At 42.1% G+C, this 21,422-nt stretch carries 22 protein-coding genes and 5 pseudogenes; 7 read left to right on the forward strand and 20 right to left on the reverse strand.

Annotated features, from left to right (window positions below):
• Positions 1 to 20: 20 nt before the first annotated feature.
• The 20 genes and pseudogenes from WG932_RS27750 to WG932_RS27845 all read right to left on the reverse strand — a co-directional run bounded on the left by WG932_RS27750 (position 21) and on the right by WG932_RS27845 (position 14,205).
• The gene (locus WG932_RS27750; protein ID WP_483086061.1) at positions 21 to 1,067 is read right to left on the reverse strand and encodes a nucleoside hydrolase-like domain-containing protein; all 1,047 of its coding nucleotides are present in this window, start codon (positions 1,065 to 1,067) and stop codon (positions 21 to 23) included.
• On the reverse strand, positions 1,043 to 1,366 hold the full coding sequence (locus WG932_RS27755; protein WP_483086063.1) for a nucleoside hydrolase-like domain-containing protein: 324 nt from the start codon (positions 1,364 to 1,366) through the stop codon (positions 1,043 to 1,045). Before WG932_RS27755 ends, WG932_RS27750 begins: the two co-directional genes overlap by 25 nt.
• Positions 1,367 to 1,529: 163 nt before the next feature.
• A complete protein-coding gene (locus tag WG932_RS27760; RefSeq protein ID WP_483086064.1) occupies positions 1,530 to 1,790 on the reverse strand; it encodes a putative collagen-binding domain-containing protein in 261 nt (86 codons plus the stop codon).
• Positions 1,757 to 2,254 carry an apiosidase-like domain-containing protein gene (locus WG932_RS27765; RefSeq protein ID WP_483088732.1) on the reverse strand — a complete coding sequence of 166 codons (498 nt, stop codon included), beginning with the start codon at positions 2,252 to 2,254 and terminating at the stop codon, positions 1,757 to 1,759. The genes WG932_RS27760 and WG932_RS27765 overlap by 34 nt, the downstream gene beginning before the upstream one ends.
• On the reverse strand, positions 2,206 to 3,000 hold the full coding sequence (locus WG932_RS27770) for an apiosidase-like domain-containing protein (RefSeq protein ID WP_483086065.1): 795 nt from the start codon (positions 2,998 to 3,000) through the stop codon (positions 2,206 to 2,208). The genes WG932_RS27765 and WG932_RS27770 overlap by 49 nt, the downstream gene beginning before the upstream one ends.
• An 89-nt stretch (positions 3,001 to 3,089) precedes the next feature.
• Complete coding sequence (locus WG932_RS27775) at positions 3,090 to 3,674, reverse strand: hypothetical protein (protein ID WP_483086066.1); 585 nt, start codon at positions 3,672 to 3,674, stop codon at positions 3,090 to 3,092.
• Between the two features lie 5 nt (positions 3,675 to 3,679).
• Positions 3,680 to 3,994, reverse strand: a complete 315-nt coding sequence (locus WG932_RS27780; RefSeq protein WP_483086067.1) for a nucleoside hydrolase-like domain-containing protein — start codon at positions 3,992 to 3,994, stop codon at positions 3,680 to 3,682.
• The gene (locus WG932_RS27785; protein WP_483086068.1) at positions 3,982 to 4,512 is read right to left on the reverse strand and encodes a DUF1593 domain-containing protein; all 531 of its coding nucleotides are present in this window, start codon (positions 4,510 to 4,512) and stop codon (positions 3,982 to 3,984) included. Before WG932_RS27785 ends, WG932_RS27780 begins: the two co-directional genes overlap by 13 nt.
• Before the next feature lie 27 nt (positions 4,513 to 4,539).
• Entirely contained in the window at positions 4,540 to 5,511 is a 972-nt protein-coding gene (locus tag WG932_RS27790) for an FGGY family carbohydrate kinase (RefSeq protein ID WP_483086069.1), read from the reverse strand.
• Positions 5,496 to 6,014, reverse strand: a complete 519-nt coding sequence (locus WG932_RS27795) for an FGGY family carbohydrate kinase (RefSeq protein WP_483086070.1) — start codon at positions 6,012 to 6,014, stop codon at positions 5,496 to 5,498. The genes WG932_RS27790 and WG932_RS27795 overlap by 16 nt, the downstream gene beginning before the upstream one ends.
• Before the next feature lie 46 nt (positions 6,015 to 6,060).
• Complete coding sequence (locus tag WG932_RS27800; protein WP_149394735.1) at positions 6,061 to 7,035, reverse strand: ABC transporter permease; 975 nt, start codon at positions 7,033 to 7,035, stop codon at positions 6,061 to 6,063.
• Positions 7,032 to 8,552, reverse strand: coding sequence for a sugar ABC transporter ATP-binding protein (locus WG932_RS27805; RefSeq protein ID WP_149394734.1), 1,521 nt, complete (start codon positions 8,550 to 8,552; stop codon positions 7,032 to 7,034). Before WG932_RS27805 ends, WG932_RS27800 begins: the two co-directional genes overlap by 4 nt.
• A gap of 1 nt (position 8,553) precedes the next feature.
• Complete coding sequence (locus WG932_RS27810) at positions 8,554 to 9,177, reverse strand: DUF2291 domain-containing protein (protein ID WP_483086071.1); 624 nt, start codon at positions 9,175 to 9,177, stop codon at positions 8,554 to 8,556.
• Positions 9,174 to 10,024, reverse strand: a pseudogene (locus tag WG932_RS27815) (substrate-binding domain-containing protein). The gene WG932_RS27810 and the pseudogene WG932_RS27815 overlap by 4 nt, the downstream one beginning before the upstream one ends.
• A 118-nt stretch (positions 10,025 to 10,142) precedes the next feature.
• Positions 10,143 to 10,574, reverse strand: a complete 432-nt coding sequence (locus tag WG932_RS27820; RefSeq protein ID WP_483086072.1) for a transketolase C-terminal domain-containing protein — start codon at positions 10,572 to 10,574, stop codon at positions 10,143 to 10,145.
• Complete coding sequence (locus tag WG932_RS27825; RefSeq protein WP_483086073.1) at positions 10,571 to 11,113, reverse strand: transketolase family protein; 543 nt, start codon at positions 11,111 to 11,113, stop codon at positions 10,571 to 10,573. The genes WG932_RS27820 and WG932_RS27825 overlap by 4 nt, the downstream gene beginning before the upstream one ends.
• A 3-nt stretch (positions 11,114 to 11,116) precedes the next feature.
• Positions 11,117 to 11,943, reverse strand: a pseudogene (locus tag WG932_RS27830) (transketolase).
• 36 nt (positions 11,944 to 11,979) lie between these two features.
• On the reverse strand, positions 11,980 to 13,395 hold the full coding sequence (locus WG932_RS27835; RefSeq protein WP_483086074.1) for an L-fucose/L-arabinose isomerase family protein: 1,416 nt from the start codon (positions 13,393 to 13,395) through the stop codon (positions 11,980 to 11,982).
• 38 nt (positions 13,396 to 13,433) lie between these two features.
• Positions 13,434 to 13,966 (reverse strand): annotated as a pseudogene (locus WG932_RS27840) (DeoR/GlpR family DNA-binding transcription regulator).
• Between the two features lie 65 nt (positions 13,967 to 14,031).
• A complete protein-coding gene (locus WG932_RS27845; RefSeq protein ID WP_483086075.1) occupies positions 14,032 to 14,205 on the reverse strand; it encodes a DeoR family transcriptional regulator in 174 nt (57 codons plus the stop codon).
• A 475-nt stretch (positions 14,206 to 14,680) separates the two neighbouring features.
• Between WG932_RS27845 and WG932_RS27850 the strand changes: the two are divergent.
• From WG932_RS27850 to WG932_RS27880, 7 genes and pseudogenes are all read left to right on the forward strand, one after another.
• A pseudogene (locus WG932_RS27850) lies at positions 14,681 to 15,279 on the forward strand (DUF1593 domain-containing protein); the annotation flags it as partial.
• A 168-nt stretch (positions 15,280 to 15,447) separates the two neighbouring features.
• Entirely contained in the window at positions 15,448 to 15,807 is a 360-nt protein-coding gene (locus tag WG932_RS27855; protein WP_483088733.1) for a DUF5060 domain-containing protein, read from the forward strand.
• Positions 15,808 to 16,006: 199 nt separating this feature from the next.
• Positions 16,007 to 16,995 (forward strand): annotated as a pseudogene (pelA, locus tag WG932_RS27860) (pectate lyase).
• Between the two features lie 151 nt (positions 16,996 to 17,146).
• Complete coding sequence (locus WG932_RS27865; RefSeq protein ID WP_483086076.1) at positions 17,147 to 17,470, forward strand: hypothetical protein; 324 nt, start codon at positions 17,147 to 17,149, stop codon at positions 17,468 to 17,470.
• Complete coding sequence (locus WG932_RS27870) at positions 17,467 to 18,378, forward strand: hypothetical protein (protein WP_483086077.1); 912 nt, start codon at positions 17,467 to 17,469, stop codon at positions 18,376 to 18,378. The genes WG932_RS27865 and WG932_RS27870 overlap by 4 nt, the downstream gene beginning before the upstream one ends.
• Before the next feature lie 176 nt (positions 18,379 to 18,554).
• A complete protein-coding gene (locus WG932_RS27875; RefSeq protein WP_483086078.1) occupies positions 18,555 to 20,606 on the forward strand; it encodes an aceric acid hydrolase in 2,052 nt (683 codons plus the stop codon).
• Positions 20,607 to 20,772: 166 nt separating this feature from the next.
• Positions 20,773 to 21,399, forward strand: coding sequence for a hypothetical protein (locus WG932_RS27880; RefSeq protein ID WP_483086079.1), 627 nt, complete (start codon positions 20,773 to 20,775; stop codon positions 21,397 to 21,399).
• The last annotated feature ends 23 nt before the right edge of the window (positions 21,400 to 21,422 follow it).

The following is a 21,422-nucleotide window of genomic DNA, read 5'->3' on the forward strand; positions in this document are numbered from 1 at the left end:
GGGGTATTTAATATAAAACGTTAATTTACTCTTATTATGGTACGCTTATATCGTGTAAGCGCAGGAGAACCATTGTCTGTAACTTCTAAAATGATATGGACCGTTCCTAGCCTTTCAGCTTTTGGGATAGTTAGTTGGGCATTCACTTTATCCGCATTATTAATTTCAATTGGCTTTGGCGCCCTACTTCCGGATTGGGTAAAACTCCCCGGTTCTCTGTAATGGTACCATTTATAAGTCAAGTTATCTCCATCCGGATCCTTGCTTCCTTCAGCGCTCAATTCAATAGTGTCTCCAACTTTTGCATTGATATAATCGGCTGATTTAAGGTTGGCAATAGGAGGATGGTTGGCTTCAACATAAGGCTTGATTGTCCAGTCCATTCTGGCCACAAAGTCATTCTGGAAAGCTTCTCTCCAACGATAAATGGTTGCCTTATTACTGGTATGGTAACTCCCGTCCATGCCCAATACCTCATCCTGAGCATCTGTCCAAAGTGCACGGGTTTCCGGTTCAGAAAACCATTTTTCCATCCGGGGTTGATAGAACTCATATCGCCCTCCCCAATTGCCGAAATCAGGTCGTTCAGGATTTTCCATGCCTGTTTGTATCAAATGCATAAAACTTGGGGAATCCCCTTCCATCAGATAATCCATATGTGGGTATTCCGCACCCAATGGTCCCTTGCTTCGAATGTGTTCATCAAGCCATGGATTGTCCACGATTTCAAAGTTTCCTCCTGAAAAACGTCCATGAAACTTGTCCCCGCTGATGCCTGTCCAGGTCGCATGGTGATAGGCTCCAAGTGAATGAATTCCCGGGCTGGCAATATAAAATAAATTGGAAAATGTTTTCCTTATCCAAGGACCACTGTCATCTTGGTCAGAAATGGTATATACCCTTAGTTTCGCTACAAATTTATCCACTTCCGAAGGAGAACGGGTTTGGTTAATTTTCCAGAGGGCTTGGGCAAGACAATTGGGGCCTCCCCAAACCAATACCCAAACGGGTCTGGAATCCTCTGCATCTACGGATTGGATTATTAATTCTGAACCTTCAGAATCCATGCCTCCCCAACTGCCTCCATGCCAAATTTTGGAATACCTTCCTTGAGTATAGACAAAAGATAGTCCGCGGTTGGGTAGCCTTTTTCATGTTTTTCTAAATTGTCCCTGACCTTATCATAGGCAGTTAGAATTTCACGAATTCTCCAAGCAGCAATTTGATCTCGCTGGTGCCGGGAAGTAGTGGCAATAAGGCCTTCCACATCCCATTGATTGGAATAGGTAAGGAACCGAATGAGTGACATGGCATCATCGGGTTCGTTTTCTATGTCTGTGAGCACGATGATTCGCTCTTTCTCCATTGTATTTTGTGCATTTAGATCAATGCTTCCTAACAGGATTAGGCCAAGGAGGAAAAATTTGAATGAATAATTTTTCATGAGATGAGCCGTTTTTGTTGGTAATAATTTAAACATGATTAATAGGTTTAAAACAATTTGAAAGCTCCTGAAAAGGGGCCGGTATTTACTCTTTTGCTGTTAAGACCAGAATGGCATCTTCCCATGCCGATGGAGGTGTTATTTGTCGTAGCTCACCAGATTTGAAGGCTTCTGCTTTGGCTTCACGGCCTTCACTAGGATCCAACCATTTGGCTTCTGCAGATTTTGAAAGTATATTTTTAACAGTGGCCTGGGATATATTGGAAAAATACACCAATAGCATTTCACCATTGTCCAGTTTTACAGCTGTTTTCAGGCTTTCTCCTTCACTTTCTGAGCCCTGCAAAATACTTTGATCGGGAATCCATTCTGCCCATTGATGGTCGATAAGGAATTTTTGGCAAGTTGGGCAAACTGCACAGCACCAGGAAAATCCAAGGCTTGTTGCCAGGTGTACCCACAGCTGTAACTTCCTCTATTGCCTCGCATGGGCCAAATTGGACCTGCGCCATAAGTGTGTCCGGCCCCTCCTGCAAAAAAGGTATGGTAGACCTGGCGCCGTAAACGAACAGGAGTTATCCATCCACAATCATGCCCGTAGGCACCAAATTCATAGGATCCCTCTAAGAATAAACTCGGTTTTTTGGGATTATCCAAATTGTATTCCCTCAACATGCTTGGATACACTTTTTCAACTTCCTTCCATACTTCCACCCCATTTGCGGTTAGCCAGGCATCCTCGTGAAACCAATTTGATGAATTTATAGTGGCATCCCCATCCGGGTGATAGGTGATAAAAACTTTTTCCAGGCAGGATTTGGTTCATTCCATTTTGCCGATTGTCCAGTAACGCCATAAACAATCCCTTCAGCCATGGCCCTGAAAATGGACCGTGAATCAAAGCTTTTCTCACCTTCCTTGTAAAAGCCTTTTGCATCCCCACCTAATACCCAAAGAATATGGGGTTCATTTTGGTATCTCTTGCCAAGAAACTCACCATAGTCTTTGGCTTCCTGTGCAGTAAATTCGGAATGTGCCCCACCAAATTGGTTGGAAATATAGGCCCTGCCCCAATTCGGAAGTAGGGCCAGGTACATGTTCCGTTTCTTTACGGCCTGAATAATGTAATCTGCATGGTCCCAATAATCATTGGGCGCCTCAGTACTTCCTCCCGCTACGATTAATGGTTCGGATGTATTTGGTGCATCTTCACCACCTGTAAATGGCCTGTGACCATAAGCATTGGCAGCATTGTGAGGGCCACTTTTTATTCCTCCTCCATGGGGGTACCAAAAGGCTACCGTCTGTATGACATTGAAGCCGGTTTTTTGCCTGTGGTCGAGATACAGATCTACTTCCTCTCTTGTAAGTTGCTGAAACAAGCCCCAGCCCGTATCAGCAATCCATAAAAATGGCGTGCCATCTTTATGGGAGATATGGTGCCTATTAGGAGCAACCTCAAGTGGGCCATGTGATTCCCATGGGGCCTGAGCATATAAATTGCATGAAAGAAGCAGGAGAGATAGGGTGGAGGCTAAATGTTTAATAGGGATCATTACTTTTGGGTTTAAGTGGAAAGAATGACATAGACTTGAAAAGTACTACATCTATATTGTAGATAATCTTAGGTCCGGTCTAAAGCAGCTCATTTTACTGTAATGATTATCCTTCGATATCTGGTAAGTTTTGGCGTTCCGATATCACTTACCTCACAGATAATATGGATGGTTTGCCCTTTGGAAGCATTTTCAGGTACAATAAAAGTAGCCTTTTCACTTTCAGAATTTCTAATAGCAATACTTTCAGGATAAGTGCTTGCCTCTTGGTGTTTCCACCATTTAAAGTTCAATTGATCTTTATCGGGATCCGTTGATAGGGAAGCATCAAGCTTGACTTTTGCCCCTGCTTTCAGACTAAGATCGTCCTTATGTTTAAGTATTACTTTAGGTTCATGGTTGGCTTCTTCATAAGATTTCACAGCCCAGTCTGCCCTAGCTGCAAAATCATTTTGCAAAGCGTCTGACCAACGCCACATGGGTTTGAAATATTCGCTGCGCTGCGTTGGGGTGGCTTTGCTTCCTTCACGCAAACTTTGTCTGCCCCAGCCATTGCTGCCATACCACCTGCCTTCAGGGTATTGATAACCTGGTACAGGTACAGGATCAAGCCAGGTGTTTTCACGTACTTTGACAAATCTTCCTCCCCAGCCACCATATCCAGGTGATTCCAAGCTTCTTAACCCTGTGGGTATGCTGTGCAAAAAGGCAGGAGGTCACCCTCAGAACGGAAATCACCATTTTCCATAGCCGGATAAAGCGCTGCCAATGCACCGTGGTTTTCAAGAATATTGGCTTTCATCCATGGTCCTTCAAAATAGGGCAGCATTTCTTTGGGCTGAACCTTGGCCCATCGGTAAGCTATGGCTTCAAACTGATCAGAGATGATGGTTGGAATATTGTATTTACCCCAATGCGGTCGAATGTATTCCTGAAAAGTAACATCTTGTTCCCATATCAGGTAAAGGCGAATTTTATTGGCTACATATTCCATTTTTCAGGGTGATTCTCCTCGATGGTTTTCAAGGCCCTGGCAATAGTATTTGTTCCTCCCCAGGCCTGAACCCAAATAGGTCGGTCATCTGTTTCGTCCAATAAAACCTTCACAATATGGCTTGAACCAGCTGTAACTTCGGTCATTTCTCCTTCGGTTTTCACATTTCCCAAAAGCGTGCGTTCGCGTAGGAAAGCTGCTGTGGGGAATGCAGGGTCGTGTTTTACAAGATTTGGGTAATCCTTTTCATAGGCATCCAGATAAGGTTCAATCCAATCATCTCCGGGCCATTTATGCCCATGCCAATGGTATTGAGAGCTGGAGGTGATGATTCCTTCCACATCCCATTCGTTGACGTAATAAAGAAAGCGAACAATAGAGCACTGATCGTCTATTTCTCCATCGCTGGTGACGATGACCCTTGTCTTTTCCCCTGCCTTATTTTGAGCGATTAGGTTGCTGAAACCTAATGCCAGCAGCGCCGTTATTGCCAGTTGTATTTTGAGTTTGTTTTTCATGGTATGTTTTCTTTGTGGAGGTGAAATTTATCCAATCACGTTTTTCCAACCTTTATAGGCCTGTTTTGCTTTGTACCTGCCATCTCCCGCCAAGGTGCTGTTGGCAGTCTGGTTAAATCCCTGGAGTTGCTCCAGACTTTCGTATATTTTTGATTGAAGTCCAGCCAAATAGGCAGCTCCTAAAGCGGAAACATCTGCAATGGCTATATTGGTGACTTTCCTTTCAAGCAGGTCTGCTAAGAATTGCAATACAAATTTATTTGCGGTAATCCCTCCGTCAATCTTGAGTTCAGAAAGTGGGGTGCCTGAATCTGCTTCCATGGCTGAAATCACATCTTTTATTTGATAGGGGACAGACTCTACCGCAGCTCGGATCACATGGTTTTTGGTGGAGTCAAATGAAAGCCCTTCAATGGACGCTTTCCGCTTCATGTCCCAATGTGGTGCTCCTAATCCGGAGAAAGCAGGCACGATGTATACGCCACCATTGTCTGGCAAGGAATAGCATATTTCCTCTAAGTATGCAGCATTTTCAAACAATCCGAGTTGGTTTTTAACCCATTCAATTGTGGCACCGGCTGAAACGATGATTCCTTCCAGTGCATAATCCACCCGATCTTCAGTGCTCCAGCAAATGGTGGTCACCATGCCATGCTGAGAAGTTTTTGGTTTACTTCCTATATTCATTAAAATAGAACTTCCAGTGCCAAGAGTTGCTTTTGCACTTCCTTGATCAAAACATCCTTCGCCAAAAGCCGCTGCATGGGAATCCCCAATCATGGCGGAAATACTGACAGAATGATCTATTAATCCTTCAAAATTTGTATCTCCAAAATGAAAGGAAGAAGGTTTTACCTTTGGTAAATTAAGCTTTGACAATCCGAAATCCTCCAATAACTCTTTGTCCCAGCAAAGCTTGTTTAAATCAAAAAACAAGGTTCTGGAAGCATTGGTATAATCGGTCAAATAGGACTGCCCCTTGGTTAATTTATAAAGCAACCAGGTATCAATGGTGCCAAAAAAGCCTCTCCATTGTCTATAGCCTGTTTGATATTAGGCTCGTTTTCATGCAGCCAGATCACCTTAGTTCCAGAGAAATAAGGGTCTATGATTAGTCCTGTTTTTTGATTGATTTTGGGTGCGAACCCCTCGCTTTTCAGTCGTTCACAAACAGGGACAGATCGTTTACATTGCCAAACTACAGCATTGTAAAGTGCCTCACCTGCTTTGTTCCACAGGACAAAAGTTTCGCGTTGATTGGAAATGCCGCAGGCTTTGATTTTGCTTAAATCACCGTTTTTAGCCCTAAATCCTTCCAGGCATTTGCCTATTGAGCTTAAAATGTTTTGATAGATTTCTTCAGGCTCCTGCTCTACTCGGTTTCCATCAAGATAGTGGGTCTTTAGTGGTGCGGTCTCCTTGTGCAAAGCTTTACCTTCTTCATTAAAAATGATGGTTTTGGTACTGCTTGTTCCTTGATCTATGGCTAATATATAAGACATTTTTATTTTCGTAATGCGTTGTTGTTAGGACTTAAGCAACGCTGGTTTATTCACTTTTCTGGTTGGACTTGTCAATGATTACCGCAAGGAGAATGACCAGCCCTTTGATTACTTGTTGCCAAAATGGGGAAACGCTCATAAGGATCAGCCCATTGTTCAGGACTCCGATAATGATAGCACCTAACACAGTTCCCAGGATGGTTCCCCTTCCACCTGATAGGGAAGTGCCTCCAATCACTACTGCAGCAATGGCATCCAACTCATAACTGAAGCCGGCATTGGGTTGAGCAGAATCCAGACGAGCCGTTACCAAAATCCCACCTACTGCGGCAAGTATGCCGGCAAGGGCATATACCCATATTTTAACTTTTGCAATGGGTATTCCGGAGAGGAGTGAGGCATTTTCATTGCCACCTATGGCATAGATGTACCTGCCAAACCGTGTTTTTCCGGTTAGAACTATCGCTGTAACGACCACAATTCCTGAAATCCAAACCGGCATGGGAATGCCCAAAAACCAACCTGTGCCTAAAAAACCAAAGGTCTCGCCCAAACCCGAAATCGGATGCCCCTTGGTCCAAAGCATGGTGAAACCACGTGCCATTGTAAGCATGGCCAGGGTAGCCACAAAGGGCGGCACTTTAAATTTGGTAATGGCATAGCCATTGATAAACCCTAAGCCACCCCCAACAAGTAGGCCGACAAGTACAGCTCCTAAAACGGTAAAGCCTATGAATAAATTGATAGCAGGGATGCTGATTCCATTGCTAAGCAGGCCGGCAGTAACAGCCCCGCAAAAGGCCAGAATAGAACCTACAGAAAGATCAATTCCAGCAGTTAAAATTACCAGCGTCATGCCCACTGAAATGCAAACGTTTACCGAAATCTGACGCATGACATTCCAGAAATTGTCTGTAGTCATAAAGTTGTCTGTCATCAAAGCCAGGGCCAGGCATAAAATAAACAAGGCTATGAGAGACTGAAACTGAGCGATATTTAAATTTTTCTTTATAGAGATCATTGGTTCAGGTTTTCCGGTATGCAGGCATTCATAATATTGTTTTCTGTAGCATCTTCACTCGAGAATTGAGCGGAAATTTCCCCTTCAGCCATCACTAGTATCCTGTCAGAAATGGCCAGAATTTCTGGAATTTCTGAAGAGACGATGAGAATAGAGATGCCCGATTGGCTCAACTGGGATATCAATTCATAGATTTCATTTTTAGCATTGATATCAATCCCTCGGGTAGGCTCATCCAGCATAAGGACTTTTGGAGACCGGGCTATCCATTTGCCGAGAATAACCTTTTGTTGGTTTCCACCACTTAGGTTTTTAATTAGTTGTTCTTCACTGTGGACTTTTATCTTTAGTGAGGCTACATATTTGTCGTAAAGTTTCGTTTGTAGGACACTGTTTAGAAATCCATAGCTGCTTACCTGCTCCAGTACGGAAAGGCTTAGGTTTTTGCCTACAGACATATTGGGTACAATCCCGTCTTTTTTACGGTCTTCCGGTACCAGTGCCATACCTGCTTCAATGGCCATAATCGGGTTTTTGAAAAGCATTTCTTTTCCTTCCAATTCGATACTCCCGGTCATTCTGCGGTGGTGAAGGCCAAACAAGCTTTCGCAAAGTTCTGTCCTTCCGGCCCCCATCAATCCATATATCCCCAAAACTTCCCCTTTGTGCAGGTCAAAATGAATATTGTTAAGCAAAGGTCGGCTGGGATTGTCAGGGTTTGTTAATTGCAGGTTTTTGACTTGTAAAACTTTTTCTTTAGAGGACTTTTTATTGGATTTTTTAATGACATTTACTGAGCGGCCAGCCATCATATTGATCAGCATGGGGCGGGAAATGGCTGAAATCTCGCCTTGTCCAACGACTTTTCCATCTCGCAAAACCACAAAATTGTCAGCCAAGGCAAACAGCTCTTCCAGCTTGTGTGATATGTAGACAATGGCTTTTCCTTCAGCTTTTAACTTGTTAATTATTTCAAAGAGTACAGCTGTTTCACTTTCTCCTATTGCAGAGGTAGGTTCATCCATAAATACTACGGATGATTCAGTCAAAAGTGCCTTGGCAATTTCTACGATTTGTTGTTGGCCTACTCTCAGGGTGCTTACCATAGCGGTTGGTTCTACTTCCTGTTTTAGCCTTTCCAAAAGTGCTTTGGTTTTTCGGATCATTTTATCACGGTCCAAAAATCCAAAAGCATTGACCAATTCTCTGCCCAGAAAAATATTTTGGGCTACAGTGAGGTAGGGGATAAGGTTTAATTCCTGATGGATAATGGATATGCCCATATCCTGGGCATCTTTCGGTCTGGAGAATTTGATTTCCTGACCTTTAAATAATAGCTCACCTTCGTAATCGGTGTGAATTCCCGACATGATCTTCAATAAAGTGGATTTTCCAGCACCATTTTCACCAATTAAGGCGGTGACTTTCCCTCCCTCGAGGCGCAAATCCACTTGACTGAGAGCAGTCACCCCGGAGAACTTCTTGGTTATTTGTTGGACTTCAAGTAGCGCTGTCATGCTATTCTGTTATTTGAAGAGTAATAGGAATCACCTCAATTTGGCTAAGTTTTAGGTGCGCTTTATTGAGCTCAATCGCCCCCTCAAACCTTACCTTATCTCCTATTTTTACTTTAGACCTGAATTCCGAGATAAGCTCCTTTCGAATTTTTTCATTGATTGATTCAGAGATGCTGTTAAAATCAGAGGAGTTGTCATAATCATTTAACTTGACTAAACCTGAAGCGTCTCGGATGGCATTCCCATACACAAATTCCGTTTCCACTTCAATCACATGGCTTCCCACTTGCAGCAGGACATTGTTGTTATTGACGGCTGTAACCAGACCTTCTCCTTGGACCCTGAAATAGCCGATATTCCCAATGCCCAGTGCGTATCCATAAGTTTCAAAGGCAGCAACCGTATTTTGCTCCAAGCTATCTATTAAGAGCGCAATGTCTGGTGCATCTTTATAGACCTTCATTAATTCATTGCTCCAAATTCCATCCACATAGGCTTTTGCATCAAAACTTATTTCATTTCCATCTGCCAGTTTTTTATCCAGTGGCTGAAAATAGACGGAGTTATATCCCAATAAACCGATGACAAGTATTCCAATGCTGTATTTAATTGCTTTCCTGTTCATTTGCTTCCGTAGGCTTGGTAATCCATTACATTTTCCTGGTTGACCATTTCCACCGTTACAGGTACCTTCTGGGCAAAATCCCGCTTTCCATCAAAATAGGATAGTGCGTATTCCGCTGCTGTCCTGGCGATCAATTTTGGGAACTGCATGCCTGTGGCCAGTATTTTCTTGTCTCTGATGGAGTTAATAACATCGCTTGCACCATCGAATCCAAAAACCATTACCTGATCTGCTTTGCCTGAAGAAACAAGTGCCTGATATGCTCCCATCGCCATGGCATCATTGCCACAAAATACCCCCTTGATGTCGGGGTGCACCTGTAGTATGGATTCCATAACTTCCATGGCTTTGTTTCTGTCGAAATCTGCATTTTGCTGGGCAACCATTTGAAGTTCGGGGTAATGGTCGACCACAGAATGGAATCCCTTGGATCTGCTCCAGGTATTGTTGTCGCCAACTAAGCCTAGTATCTCTACATACTTGCCCTTTTTATTGAGCTTTTCAACAAAGTATTTCCCAATGGCTACGCAGCCGGCATAGCTGTCTGAAAGAATCTGACTTGTAGCAGCATCCGTTGCATTGATCTCTCGGTCCATGCAAAATACCGGCACCCCTTTTCTTTGGCGATCCTTACATTGGCAATTGAGCCATCTGCATCTGTAGGGTTGAAAAGTATGGCGTCATATCCTGAAGAAACAGCATTTTCAAAATGATCTGTTTCTAGTGCGGTATTGTTTTGGGAATCAAAAATAGTTGCCTCAAATCCCAATTCAGTAGCACGATCTGCGGCTGTTTCTGCCAATACTACAAACCAGGGATTGTTTAGCGTGGACACAATTACGGCCACTTTTTTAGGTTGATTCAAGGCGCGTTCATCAGGTCCTCCGCAGCCATTTAAAATCAATGCTACTGCAAAAAGCAAAGCATTCTTAAGGGGTTGAAATTGGTCATTTTGGGTTTGGGTGTTAATTTTTTAAGACTAATGTTGCTTTCGCTACTATGCCATCACAGGAAATCCCGTAATGCTTAAAGATGTCATTTTGGGAACCGGTCACGGTGTACTCATCGGGAATGCCCATAATATGGAATGGGTTTCTCGCCCCTTGTTGAAAGAGGTAGGAAGCACAGGCTTCTCCTAATCCTCCATTTACCATATGTTCTTCTACTGTGATTATTGGTTTTGCAGCTTTGGCTAAATCATCCAGAAGCTCTGTGTCCAAAGGTTTGATGGTATGCATGCTGATAACCTTGGTAGTAATCCCATGCTGCTGTTCCAAAACCTCTGCTGCCTGCCATGCATGTTGGACGGTTTCACCATTGGCGATAATGGTAAGGTCAGTTCCTTCACGGATTACTCTCCCCTTACCAAATTCGAATATTTGGTTTTCTTCACTCAAGAAGGGTACGCTTTTTTACCAAAGCGAAGGTAAATCGGTTGTTTAAGATTGGCCGCTAAACGAACCGCTTGTTCAGTTTCGAAGTTGTCCGCTGGCACGACAATGGTGATATTGTTGATGGCCCGAAGTACGGCAAAGTCATGAAGGCTATGATGTGTGGTGCCTAATGCACCGTAGCTTACACCAGCACTTATTCCTACCAATTTCACGGGGTTGTCAGAATAGGCCACATCGTTTTTGATTTGTTCCAGTGCTCTTGCTGTAAGGAAACAAGCGGGTGAAACGGCAAATGGTTTCTTTCCTGCAGAAGCAAGTCCAGCGGCAACGCCTACCAGATTTTGTTCAGCAATGCCAACCTCTACAATCTGGTTTGGATATTTCTGTCCAAAGGGGACCAGTTTCCCCGAACCACGGGAGTCACTTGTTACGGCAATGATCGATGGATCAGCAGCAGCTAAGTTTTCAATAGTTTCAGCAAAAACTTCTTGGTTTGCTCTACCCATTTTTAAATTTTTCTTTGCAATTTTATCCAGTTCCATGATCTATGAGATTAATGCCTCAGCCGCATCTAGTTCTGACAATGCCAATTCATATTGTTCAGGGCTTGGGACGCCATGGTGCCATTTTAAAACGCCTTCCATATAGCTTACCCCTTTTCCTTTTACGGTATGGGCAATGATGAAATTGGGCTTTCCTGTTTGGAAAGGCCCATTGTTTAAGGCTGAAACCAAGGCATTCAAATTGTGGCCATCAACCTCTTTTACTGACCAACCAAATGCTTCCAATTTGTCCCTAAGGGAATCAGTATTCATTACTTCCTGATTTGAACCTGTAATTTGCTGTTTGTTATTGTCCAAAATCGCGTAAAGGTTGTCCAATTTATAATGCGATGCGGAAAGAAATGCTTCCCAGTTGGAGCCTTCAGGCAATTCACCATCTCCTAAAAGCGTAAATACCCGGTGTTGCTTTTTGTCCAGTTTGGCTGCAATAGCCTCTCCGACGCAGATAGGTAAACCATGGCCCAAAGCTCCAGTATTTTGCTCCACACCATTGACTTTTTTGTAGGGTGGCCGATATAGTGAGATTGGTACTGACAAAGCGTTTCCAGATCTGATTCAGGGAAAAAACCTCTGTCTGCAAGCGTGACAAACAAGGCTTCTACGCAATGTCCCTTACTTTGAATATAGCGGTCTCTATCGGGGGTTCTGAAATTTTCGGTGTCTACATTAAGTACTTTATTGTACAATACATTCAATATGTCCACACAAGACAAGCTACCTCCGGTATGTCCGGCTTTTGCTTTATAAATGTATTTGAGAATATTTTTTCTCAGGAATACTGACTTCTTTTCTAATTCTTTATCTGACATTATTGTTCTGTCTTCTTGGTAACAATTAACCTTTTTTTACCCTTCGTGATGGTACACATCCCACCCCATATAATTTTCAAATGCTTCTTTCAAAGCATCAGAAGTATGTGAGGCATTCATCACCACATGATGTTCGAAACCATTTTTACATATATAATTCATTAATCCCTGAAGGTTTGGGATTTTAGCAACGGCCCTATTTCCGAAGGTCTTTAATTCGTCATCTGTTAAAGCACCATCACCCACATAGGCTTTCATGATTCCTTTGGTGTCATCTGTTGTGATTCTTCCAAAAGTCAATGGGGAGGCAGGAGTACGCCCGTCCAATGCACCATAGGTGTTTTCCACTCCTACAGTTGTACCTAGAATTGGGGCATTGCTTATTTCAATGTCTGGTAAGAAGGATTTGGCCCAGTTTCCACAATGGAAAAGCACACATTTATCTTCATCGTCCGCATAGTTATTGTTCCAGTCTACCAAAGCACTAGGAGAACCAGAGGCCAATTGCATTGCATACATGCTGAGGGTTCCCGTCACATCTACTTCACAGGCGCTAGGGATCATGCCTTCACTAAACATACTTGAGCTGGTGCAAACATTGCAGCCATAATTTTGCTGAAGCGAAGTCCAACATTGAATGGCATTGGCATCCAGTTGATTTTCAGTCATAAAGTCATTCAATACCACATCAAGCTTAGCCATCTGAATTAAAGACTCACTTGGAGTTTTTCCGGTAGAAGCATAATTGTGAATTTTCTCCAAATGGTCTTTTACCCGCTGATGGGTATTGTCCAATTTATTGGCTTTGCCAAGTATTTCCGACAAATCGCAGGTAATCACAGAAATACCATTTTTTTGCAATATTTTTTCACTGTACCTCACCGTGTTAAAAGCAGTGGGTCTGGCGCCAATGGCTCCAATTCGAACATTTTTCATTCCTTTAACTACACGGCAAACACCCAGGAATTTTTGTAAATCTGCCTGAAAGGATGGGTCGGTAGGGTGGACCACATGTTTGGTAGTGATCGAATATTTGATACCATATTGGTAAAGATTATTGCAAACTGAAATTTTCCCACACCAAGAATCTCTTCTGTTGGCTACATTTAGTTTATTCAGCTCATCAGGGTATCCTTGAATAAGTACCGGCACTTTAAGATCAGCAAGATGTAGAGTGTCTGCAATTCCTCGTTCATCTCCGAAGTTTGGGAGTACTACCAAAACACCTGCTATATCTTCCTTATGCTTCTTGAAAAGATCAGCACATTTTCTTGCATCTGTATAGGTTTCAACACCACCAAGTTTGGTCTCATTTTCTCCAAGAATAACGGTTTTTATACCTTGTTTCTCAAGTACGTTTAAGACCTCAACCCTTGATTCTGACACAAGTTTGTCAGGGAAAAAATCTCTGTTTCCTATGATAATGCCTAAAGTAATGTTTTGATTTTTCATTGTTTTGTAAGAAATGGTACTTTTTACTTTCTGTTTCTTTAATTATTGTCTTCAGCGATGATTAATTGGATGTCGTTTTCTTTGAAGACTTCTTTGTGTTTATTTTCGACACCTTCGTCGGTGATAATGTAATCGATAAGGGATAAAGCACCGAGACTGGCAAAAGCACTTTTTCCAATTTTTGAGGAATCAGCTACCAGGTAGGTAATGTCTGCGGCATCAATCATGGCTTTTTCACTACAAGATCGCTAAGGCTTGGATAAGTAAGTCCAGATTTTAAGGATATGCCTGCAGTAGCCAGAAAGAGTTTCTGCACATTCAGTCCCTTAAAAAAGTCAGCCGCTTTTTGGCCAGTAAGTGATAATGTAGGCGCCTTGAATTCACCTCCAGTCATGATAATGTCTATGTTTGGATTTGCTCCTAGCATCAGTGCTATATTTAAGGCATTCGTAATGACGGTTAACCCTTTGATGTTTATTATTTTTTTAGCGATCTCTGTCGTAGTAGAGCCAGAATCAAGAATGATTGTGTCTCCGGGATGTATGAATTCCAAGCATTTTTCAGCAATCATTTCTTTTTCCTTTAGATGATCTTGGTGCACTAGTGAGAAATTTCGCACCTGATCTTCGACATTTTTTAAATGTACACCACCATGATCTCTGATAACCAAACCGTTTTTTCCAATTTCTCTAGGTCCTGCCTGATGGTGACCTCTGTGACTTTAAAGATTTTTGCCAAATCGTTTACTTTGGCAGACCCATCTTCTTTTAGTAAGGCAAGTATCTTTTCTTTTCTTTGTTTTGGTAACATGTTCTTTTGTTTGAAGCAATAGGAGATGTAATAATTTGGTATTACAAAGGAATGGTTTTGTTATGTAATCTATTGAAAATCTGTGAAATGTATAATTTTAAATTATGCCATTGTGTTTTTCACTGTTGTAAATTAAACCAAAAAAATAAATAATAATAAAAAAAACCGTAAATATTTTTTATTATTATTTATTTTTACCTTCATTTACTTTCGTTTTAAGGTTTGAAATCTATTGATATTAATTTCTTCATCCCTTAAGTGTCTGATTATAATGATTTTTAAGGTTAAGTATTTCGGAAATAAAAAAAATATAAATGAAGTTAAAATTTGGAATCGGTTTACAATGTGTGATTTATATGGTTTTAATATCGAGCTGTAAAGCCATTGAAAATGATGTTGTTAAGCCCAGGGTTTTAATTAGTTCTGATATAGGGGGACTGATCCTGATGATTTTCAGTCCATGATACATTTACTAATGTATGCGGATCAATTTGAAATTGAGGGGCTGGTAGCTTCACCTTTCGGAGATGGGCGTAAAAGCAATTATTTGGACATAATTGACGATTATGAAAAAGATTATGCCCAGTTAGCAAAACATGCAAGTGACCTTCCGAAACCCGCTGCTTTGAGAGCGGTGGTCAAGCAGGGCGCCATTCCGGCAGCTCCTTTTAAGGGATATTCTACTTCTACTGAAGGTTCAGATTGGATAATTAAATGCGCCAAAAAGAAAGTGATCAGCCGCTTTGGGTTTTGGTTTGGGGAGGAATAGAAGATCTCGCCCAGGCATTGCATGATGCACCGGAAATAAAGGAGAACATAAGGGTGTATTGGATCGGAGGCCCGAATAAGAAATGGAGCATCAATGCCTACTCTTATATAGCTGCTCATCATGGAGACCTTTGGATGATAGAAGCCAATGCCTCCTACAGGGGTTGGTTTATGGATGAGGATTCTCCCGAAGCATTTAAAGCTGAAACTTATTATGACAATTTTATCCAAGGCCGAGGTGTAATGGGTAAGGATTTCATCAATTATTATAAAGGAGAAATAAAAATGGGAGATACCCCATCACTCGCCTATGTCATGAATGGAGACCCCGAAGATCCTACAGGAGAAAGTTGGGGTGGTAGCTTTGAGAAGATAGACCGCAGTTCCAGAAGCGTATTTGAAGGCGGTAGCACCAATGCAGATACAGTGGCGGCTTATGCTACAATCGAATGGAGATTTAAAGGGCCTAAAATAATGGTTCCGGAGGATTCTGCAGTTTTTCATATCAAAATACAAGGTCAAGTTTGGCCGGGTTATTACCTCGGAGAGGGAATTTATGGTGTGAAATATAGCTCTAAAAAGGCTGAACACGGTAAATACAAAACCAGTAGTGAAATTCCTGAACTGAATGGCTTGGAGGGAGAGTATATCAGTACTATTCCCTGGCCAGGTAAACCCTCTTCAGACGATTACCAGTTAGGTTCCAACTGGTACAGTGACCGATTAGCTGAAGGATTATTTATAAAAGACCAACAAGGAGCAAAAACCATTGCTAAATTCAGAGAAGCCTTTTTGGGCGACTGGGGAGATAGATGGAAATGGTTGGAGAAGTAAACGTAATAGAAAAATTATTGCCTACTTAGGGATTAATATTACTACAAATAAGGAAATTCAATTACAATGAAAAATAGAATCGCACTTTCAAAAACAATGGGATTAATAGGGTTAATTGCTTTTTGCGATTGGCTCCGCAATGGGTCAGAATGATTCCAAAGATTTTCAAGACATGCGCTGGAAGGATGTTGCTGTGAAAATGCCGGAAGCCTGGTATGCCTCCGATGAAGCAAAACTTGTGGCAGAAAATGTCCTGTTGACCCAAAAGGCAATAGGTGGCTGGGAGAAAAACAAACCCTATCATCACCCTATAGATGCTAGTACAAAAGCAGCTTACCTAAAATCGAAAGATAAAATAGGCGCAACATTTGACAATGATGCAACCATTACCGAGTTGAGATTTCTCGCCAATGTCTATTCAAAAACCAAGGACGAACGCTACAAGAAGGCTTTTGACAGAGGGGTTGATTATATCCTAGAGGCCCAATACGACAATGGGGTTGGCCTCAGTTTTATCCTGTACGCAAAGGAAGCGTGGCCTATTCAGGTCACATCACCTTCAATGACGATGCCATGGTCAATATAATGCGCTTCCTAAAAGAATTGCTATCCGATGATCCCGCTTTTCAGTCCATGCAATTGTCGGACAGTAAAAAAGCCAAAATCCAAGAAGCTTATGACAAAGGAATAGCGTGTTTTCTAAAAACTCAGATTGTCGTCAAAGGGGAGCCTACCGCATGGTGTGCACAACATGATTCGGTAAGCCTTGCACCCGCAAAAGCCAGAAGTTACGAGTTGCCTTCATTTAGTGGGTCGGAATCTGTAGGAATAGTGCTGATGCTTATGGAGATAGAAAACCCATCCGATGAAGTCAAGGCTTCTATAAACGGAGCTGTAAAATGGTTTGAAGAACACAGTGTTGGTCGATTAAGGATAGACACCCAGACAATGCCTGATGGAAGCAAGGACAGAATTGTGGTAGAAGATAAAAATGCGCCTTTACATTGGGGCCGATTTTATGACTTGGAAACCGAGAAAATATATTTCTGCGATAGAGACGGTATTAAAAAGGATTCCATAACGGAGATAGGTCATGAGCGAAGAAACGGCTATAGCTGGTTCACCCGGGCTCCGGAACAGATGCTGGAAAAATACCCGGAATGGAAAAAAAGAAATGGGATTAACTAAGACAGGAATTGGCAATTTGTTTTTTGATGAAATGGATTTTAATCGATTCTTTAATACCAATCAAATAATTTGAGGACAATAAACACAATTAACAGGAGTACAAAAATTCGGTTTTCCGCTTCATTTGGGCCCTTTTAAAATAAAACATTCCATGAAACATTTAATTCTTAGTGCAGTATTGCTATTGATAGGATTTAATAGCCCTGCCCAACAACTTGCCTTTCCAACAGCCGAAGGCTACGGGAAATTTTCTCAAGGGGGACGAGGTGGTGTTGTGTTTGAAGTTACCAATTTGAATGACAGTGGTGAAGGGAGTTTAAGAGCTGCAGTAGAGGCTTCGGAGCCAAGAACAGTGGTTTTTAAAGTCTCAGGCACCATTTCCCTGGAATCTCCTTTGCGGATCAAGCATCCTTATATCACCATTGCCGGTCAGACGGCCCCTGGTGATGGGATTTGCCTTAAAAGAATCCATTGATAATAGAGGCAGATCATGTCATTATTAGGTATTTGAGGGTTAGGTTGGGGAATGAATCAGGAGAAGATACCGATGCGGTCTCAAGCAGGTATACCAAACACATTATTCTGGATCATATTTCAGCCAGTTGGAGTGTGGATGAAACCATGTCTATTTATCATTGTGACAGCATTACTGTTCAGTGGAGCATTATTTCTGAAAGTATGTATAACTCCAATCACGTAAAAGGAGCACATGGTTTTGGAGGGATATGGGGCTCAAACTATGGTACCTACCATCATAATCTAATTGCTAGTCATGGCAGTCGCAATCCGAGAATGGCATCAGGTTCTGGCTACACAGATTATAGAAACAATGTAATATACAATTGGGGGTACAACAGTTGCTATGGTGGAGAAAATCAACAAGTTGGCAATCCTAAATTTTCTTTTTCGAAGTTTAATATTGTGGCCAATTATTATAAACCGGGACCGGCCACAATTCCGGGAGAGGTTTCCTATAGGATTGCCAACCCATCCATGCGCAAGAAAACCAGTGATTTTGGCAAATGGTACATTGCTGACAATGTCATTGAAGGAAATAACAAAGTGACTGCTGACAATTGGGATGGAGGAGTGCAGCCACAGGGAGGAGCCCAAAATCTTCAATTTGTAAAAATGGAAGCATCATGGCCTTCTATGCCTATTCATCAGCACACAGCGGAAAAAGCCTATGAGGCAGTCCTCGAAAATGCAGGAGCTACCTTGCCAAAAAGAGATCCTGTTGATAAAAGAATAATAAAGGAAGCAAAAGAAGGACAGGCTTCCTTTGAGGGTGAAAGCTATAAGAAAAACAAAAACCTGGCAGATAAGTCCAAAAAGTCCGGTATAATTGATTCACAAAAAGATGTGGGGGCTGGCCAAATTTAATAAGTGCACCAGCACCTGAGGACAAAGATCACGATGGCATGCCAGATGATTGGGAAAAGAAAAACGGTCTTGATCCCTCGAATGCGGCGGATAGAAACAATTTAGCGGATGGTTACACCATGCTAGAGAAATATTTAAATAGCATCAATTAATATTTGACCCAGAAAAACAAATATATGCTTGATATTAAATGGAGTAGTAATTGGATTGGCTTTTTTACGGCAATCATTTTCGCACCACTATTGCCGGTATATGCTCAGGAAAAAGCTTTGGTAAACACCTCCAAAAGCCCGTATGCCAAACAAGTTTCGGTGGACATGGATGCGGTAAAATGGACTGATGGCTTTTGGGGGCATTGGGCGGATGTCAGCAAGGACACCATGGCCATGAACATGTTGGGCATTTATAAAAATGATACGCTTAGCCACGGCTTTCTTAATTTTGAAATAGCAGCCGGATACAAAGAAGGCAGGCATAGGGGCGCTCCGTTTCATGATGGAGATTTCTATAAAACGCTTGAAGCCCTAGTGTCCGTTTATGCCAGCACAAAAGACCAAAGGTATTATGATGAGCTAGAGCGGATCATAAAAGTGATTGCGGACGCACAGAGAGCAGATGGTTATATTCATACTTCTACAATAATTAAGCAGCGCAATAACCCTCAAGATGCGGTCGAGTTTGAAGATCGAATGAACTTTGAAACGTATAATATGGGCCATTTGATGACGGCGGCCAGCTTACACTATCGCATTACCGGGCAGACCAACTTTTTAGACATAGCGATCAAAGCAACAGATTTTCTTGTTGCCTACCATGAAAATGCAACTGCCGAACAAGCTCAAAATGCGATTTGTCCTTCCCATTATATGGGAGTAATTGAAATGTATAGAACCACCAGAAAAAAGGAATATCTCGACCTGGCAGGTAAAATGATTGATATTCGTGGAATGATAACTGATGGTACAGACCACAATCAGGATCGAATACCATTCAGGCAGCAGCGAGAAGCCGTAGGGCATGCCGTTCGTGCCAATTACCTGTATGCTGGCGTAGCGGATCTTTATGCAGAGACAGGGGAGGATTCCTTGATGATGGCATTGGAAAGTATTTGGAAGGATGTGGTCACTAAAAAACTCTACATCACTGGAGCTACAGGGGCTTTGTATGACGGAGTGTCCCCAAATGGAACCACCTACAAGCAGTCAATTATTCAGCAAGTCCACCAGGCTTATGGGCAGGCTTTTCAGCTTCCCAATATTTCAGCCTACAATGAAACCTGTGCTAATATTGGAAATGTGTTGTGGAACCACCGCATGCTTTTGATAACCGGAGATAGCCGTTTTGCTGATATATTAGAGCTTAGCTTGTTCAATAGTGTGTTGTCAGGAACTGATCTGGGTGGAACTCATTTTAACTATACCAATCCCCTTAGGGTAGATGAAGATTTGCCCTTTACATTTCGGTGGAACAAGGTCAGGGAACCCTATATTTCCAAATCGAACTGTTGTCCTCCCAATGTCGTCAGAACGGTTGCCGAAACCCATAATTATGCCTATGCATTATCTGATAATGGTTTGGTCGTTAATTTGTATGGTAGCAATGAACTGAAAACCAGTTTGCCAAATGGCTCAAGCCTGGAGTTAAAACAGGAGACGGATTACCCCTGGGATGGAAAGATAAAGCTAAGCATCCAAAAAACCGGGCAAGATCCCTTTGCCATAGATCTACGGGTCCCTGCCTGGGCCAGTCAGGCTGAAATCACCGTTAATGGAGAAAAATCGAAGGAAAAACCTATAGCCGGAAGTTATTTCACTCTAGTACGACAGTGGGAAAAAGGAGATGTGATTGAATTAAATCTACCCATGACTGCCCGGTTGATGGAGGCCAACCCGCTGGTAGAGGAAACCAGGAATCAGGTAGCTGTAGTGAGGGGCCCAATCGTTTATTGTATTGAATCTTCAGATTTGCAAGATGCTCGCATTTTTGATGTTGAGCTTCCTGCTGCCATTCAATTTACCCCTGTAATAAAAATGGTGAAAGGTGCCTCGCTAACCTTCTTGGAGGGGCAGGCCTTGTTACAAGAAAAGCCCGATTGGGCCGGTAAATTGTACCAGGAAGTAGACCAAAAAAACACACTGAAGCCCATCAATATCAGGTTGATTCCCTATTTCGCCTGGGGAAATAGAGGAGAATCAGAAATGGCAGTTTGGATGCCACTGAGAAAGTAACAATTCGTATTTCCATAAAAAATTGAGTATTATCGTAGGTTGAATATTATTTAATAAATAGATGTTATCACAATCCAAGATGATTCTGGATGACCCTCTTTTATAGCGTTATTTAGTAAAAATAGTCAAAGTTGAACCCTGTGTTATCGCAAATTCAGAATCAATTATGAAAACCATTTTATCGAAGCTATTTTTCTTTATTTATTTGATAGGCTTTCAAGCAATTGCACAAGGTGTCTTCAATGAGCAGAATTCCCTGCTTGTTTTAGAGGTTGAGTCGGCCGCTGGGATAGAAGGTTGGATGCGAGATAGTTCGAGCGTAGAAGATGGTACGATTCATTTTTTGTATTCAAACACCGAACATTTCAAAGATCCGGGGAATAAGACACTTAGGTACCCTGTCAAAATCAATAATCCCGGGCTTTACAAAATCATTTGGCATTCCAAAGTAGGTTTGGGGACCTCTTCAACTGATAATAATGACACTTGGCTCAGGATACTGGATGCAGCAGACTTTTTCGGAAAAAATGAAGAACATATTGTAAAGCCTCACGGAAAATGTCAGGATGATTGTCCTGAAGGGGCAGGCAAGGATGGCTGGTTTAAAATATATAGCAACGGTACTACAGACTGGACATGGCGTACCAAAACCAGTGACAACGATCCACATGAAATTTATGTGCGCATCAATAGAAAATGTACCTATTCATTAGAGATCTCAGCGAGATCTGCTCATCATTTTTGGACCGAATTGTCCTTTACGATCCTGAAAAGTATTCTGAAGAACAAGTGACAAATTTATCTTTGCCTGAAAGT

The organism is Cyclobacterium sp. SOCE241, assembly GCF_056867545.1.

What these genes read in the sequence shown, in the direction of transcription:
- WG932_RS27875 (WP_483086078.1), top strand. Translation starts at nt 18,555, where the DNA reads ATGCTTGATATTAAATGGAGTAGTAATTGGATTGGCTTTTTTACGGCA.
- WG932_RS27855 (WP_483088733.1), top strand. Translation starts at nt 15,448, where the DNA reads ATGGTTCCGGAGGATTCTGCAGTTTTTCATATCAAAATACAAGGTCAA.
- WG932_RS27780 (WP_483086067.1), bottom strand. Translation starts at nt 3,994, where the DNA reads ATGGAATATGTAGCCAATAAAATTCGCCTTTACCTGATATGGGAACAA.
- WG932_RS27795 (WP_483086070.1), bottom strand. Translation starts at nt 6,014, where the DNA reads ATGTCTTATATATTAGCCATAGATCAAGGAACAAGCAGTACCAAAACC.
- WG932_RS27755 (WP_483086063.1), bottom strand. Translation starts at nt 1,366, where the DNA reads ATGGAGAAAGAGCGAATCATCGTGCTCACAGACATAGAAAACGAACCC.
- WG932_RS27785 (WP_483086068.1), bottom strand. Translation starts at nt 4,512, where the DNA reads ATGAAAAACAAACTCAAAATACAACTGGCAATAACGGCGCTGCTGGCA.
- WG932_RS27800 (WP_149394735.1), bottom strand. Translation starts at nt 7,035, where the DNA reads ATGATCTCTATAAAGAAAAATTTAAATATCGCTCAGTTTCAGTCTCTC.
- WG932_RS27825 (WP_483086073.1), bottom strand. Translation starts at nt 11,113, where the DNA reads ATGGAACTGGATAAAATTGCAAAGAAAAATTTAAAAATGGGTAGAGCA.
- WG932_RS27750 (WP_483086061.1), bottom strand. Translation starts at nt 1,067, where the DNA reads ATGGATTCTGAAGGTTCAGAATTAATAATCCAATCCGTAGATGCAGAG.
- WG932_RS27880 (WP_483086079.1), top strand. Translation starts at nt 20,773, where the DNA reads ATGAAAACCATTTTATCGAAGCTATTTTTCTTTATTTATTTGATAGGC.
- WG932_RS27865 (WP_483086076.1), top strand. Translation starts at nt 17,147, where the DNA reads ATGAAACATTTAATTCTTAGTGCAGTATTGCTATTGATAGGATTTAAT.
- WG932_RS27770 (WP_483086065.1), bottom strand. Translation starts at nt 3,000, where the DNA reads ATGATCCCTATTAAACATTTAGCCTCCACCCTATCTCTCCTGCTTCTT.
- WG932_RS27810 (WP_483086071.1), bottom strand. Translation starts at nt 9,177, where the DNA reads ATGAACAGGAAAGCAATTAAATACAGCATTGGAATACTTGTCATCGGT.
- WG932_RS27835 (WP_483086074.1), bottom strand. Translation starts at nt 13,395, where the DNA reads ATGAAAAATCAAAACATTACTTTAGGCATTATCATAGGAAACAGAGAT.
- WG932_RS27805 (WP_149394734.1), bottom strand. Translation starts at nt 8,552, where the DNA reads ATGACAGCGCTACTTGAAGTCCAACAAATAACCAAGAAGTTCTCCGGG.
- WG932_RS27845 (WP_483086075.1), bottom strand. Translation starts at nt 14,205, where the DNA reads ATGTTACCAAAACAAAGAAAAGAAAAGATACTTGCCTTACTAAAAGAA.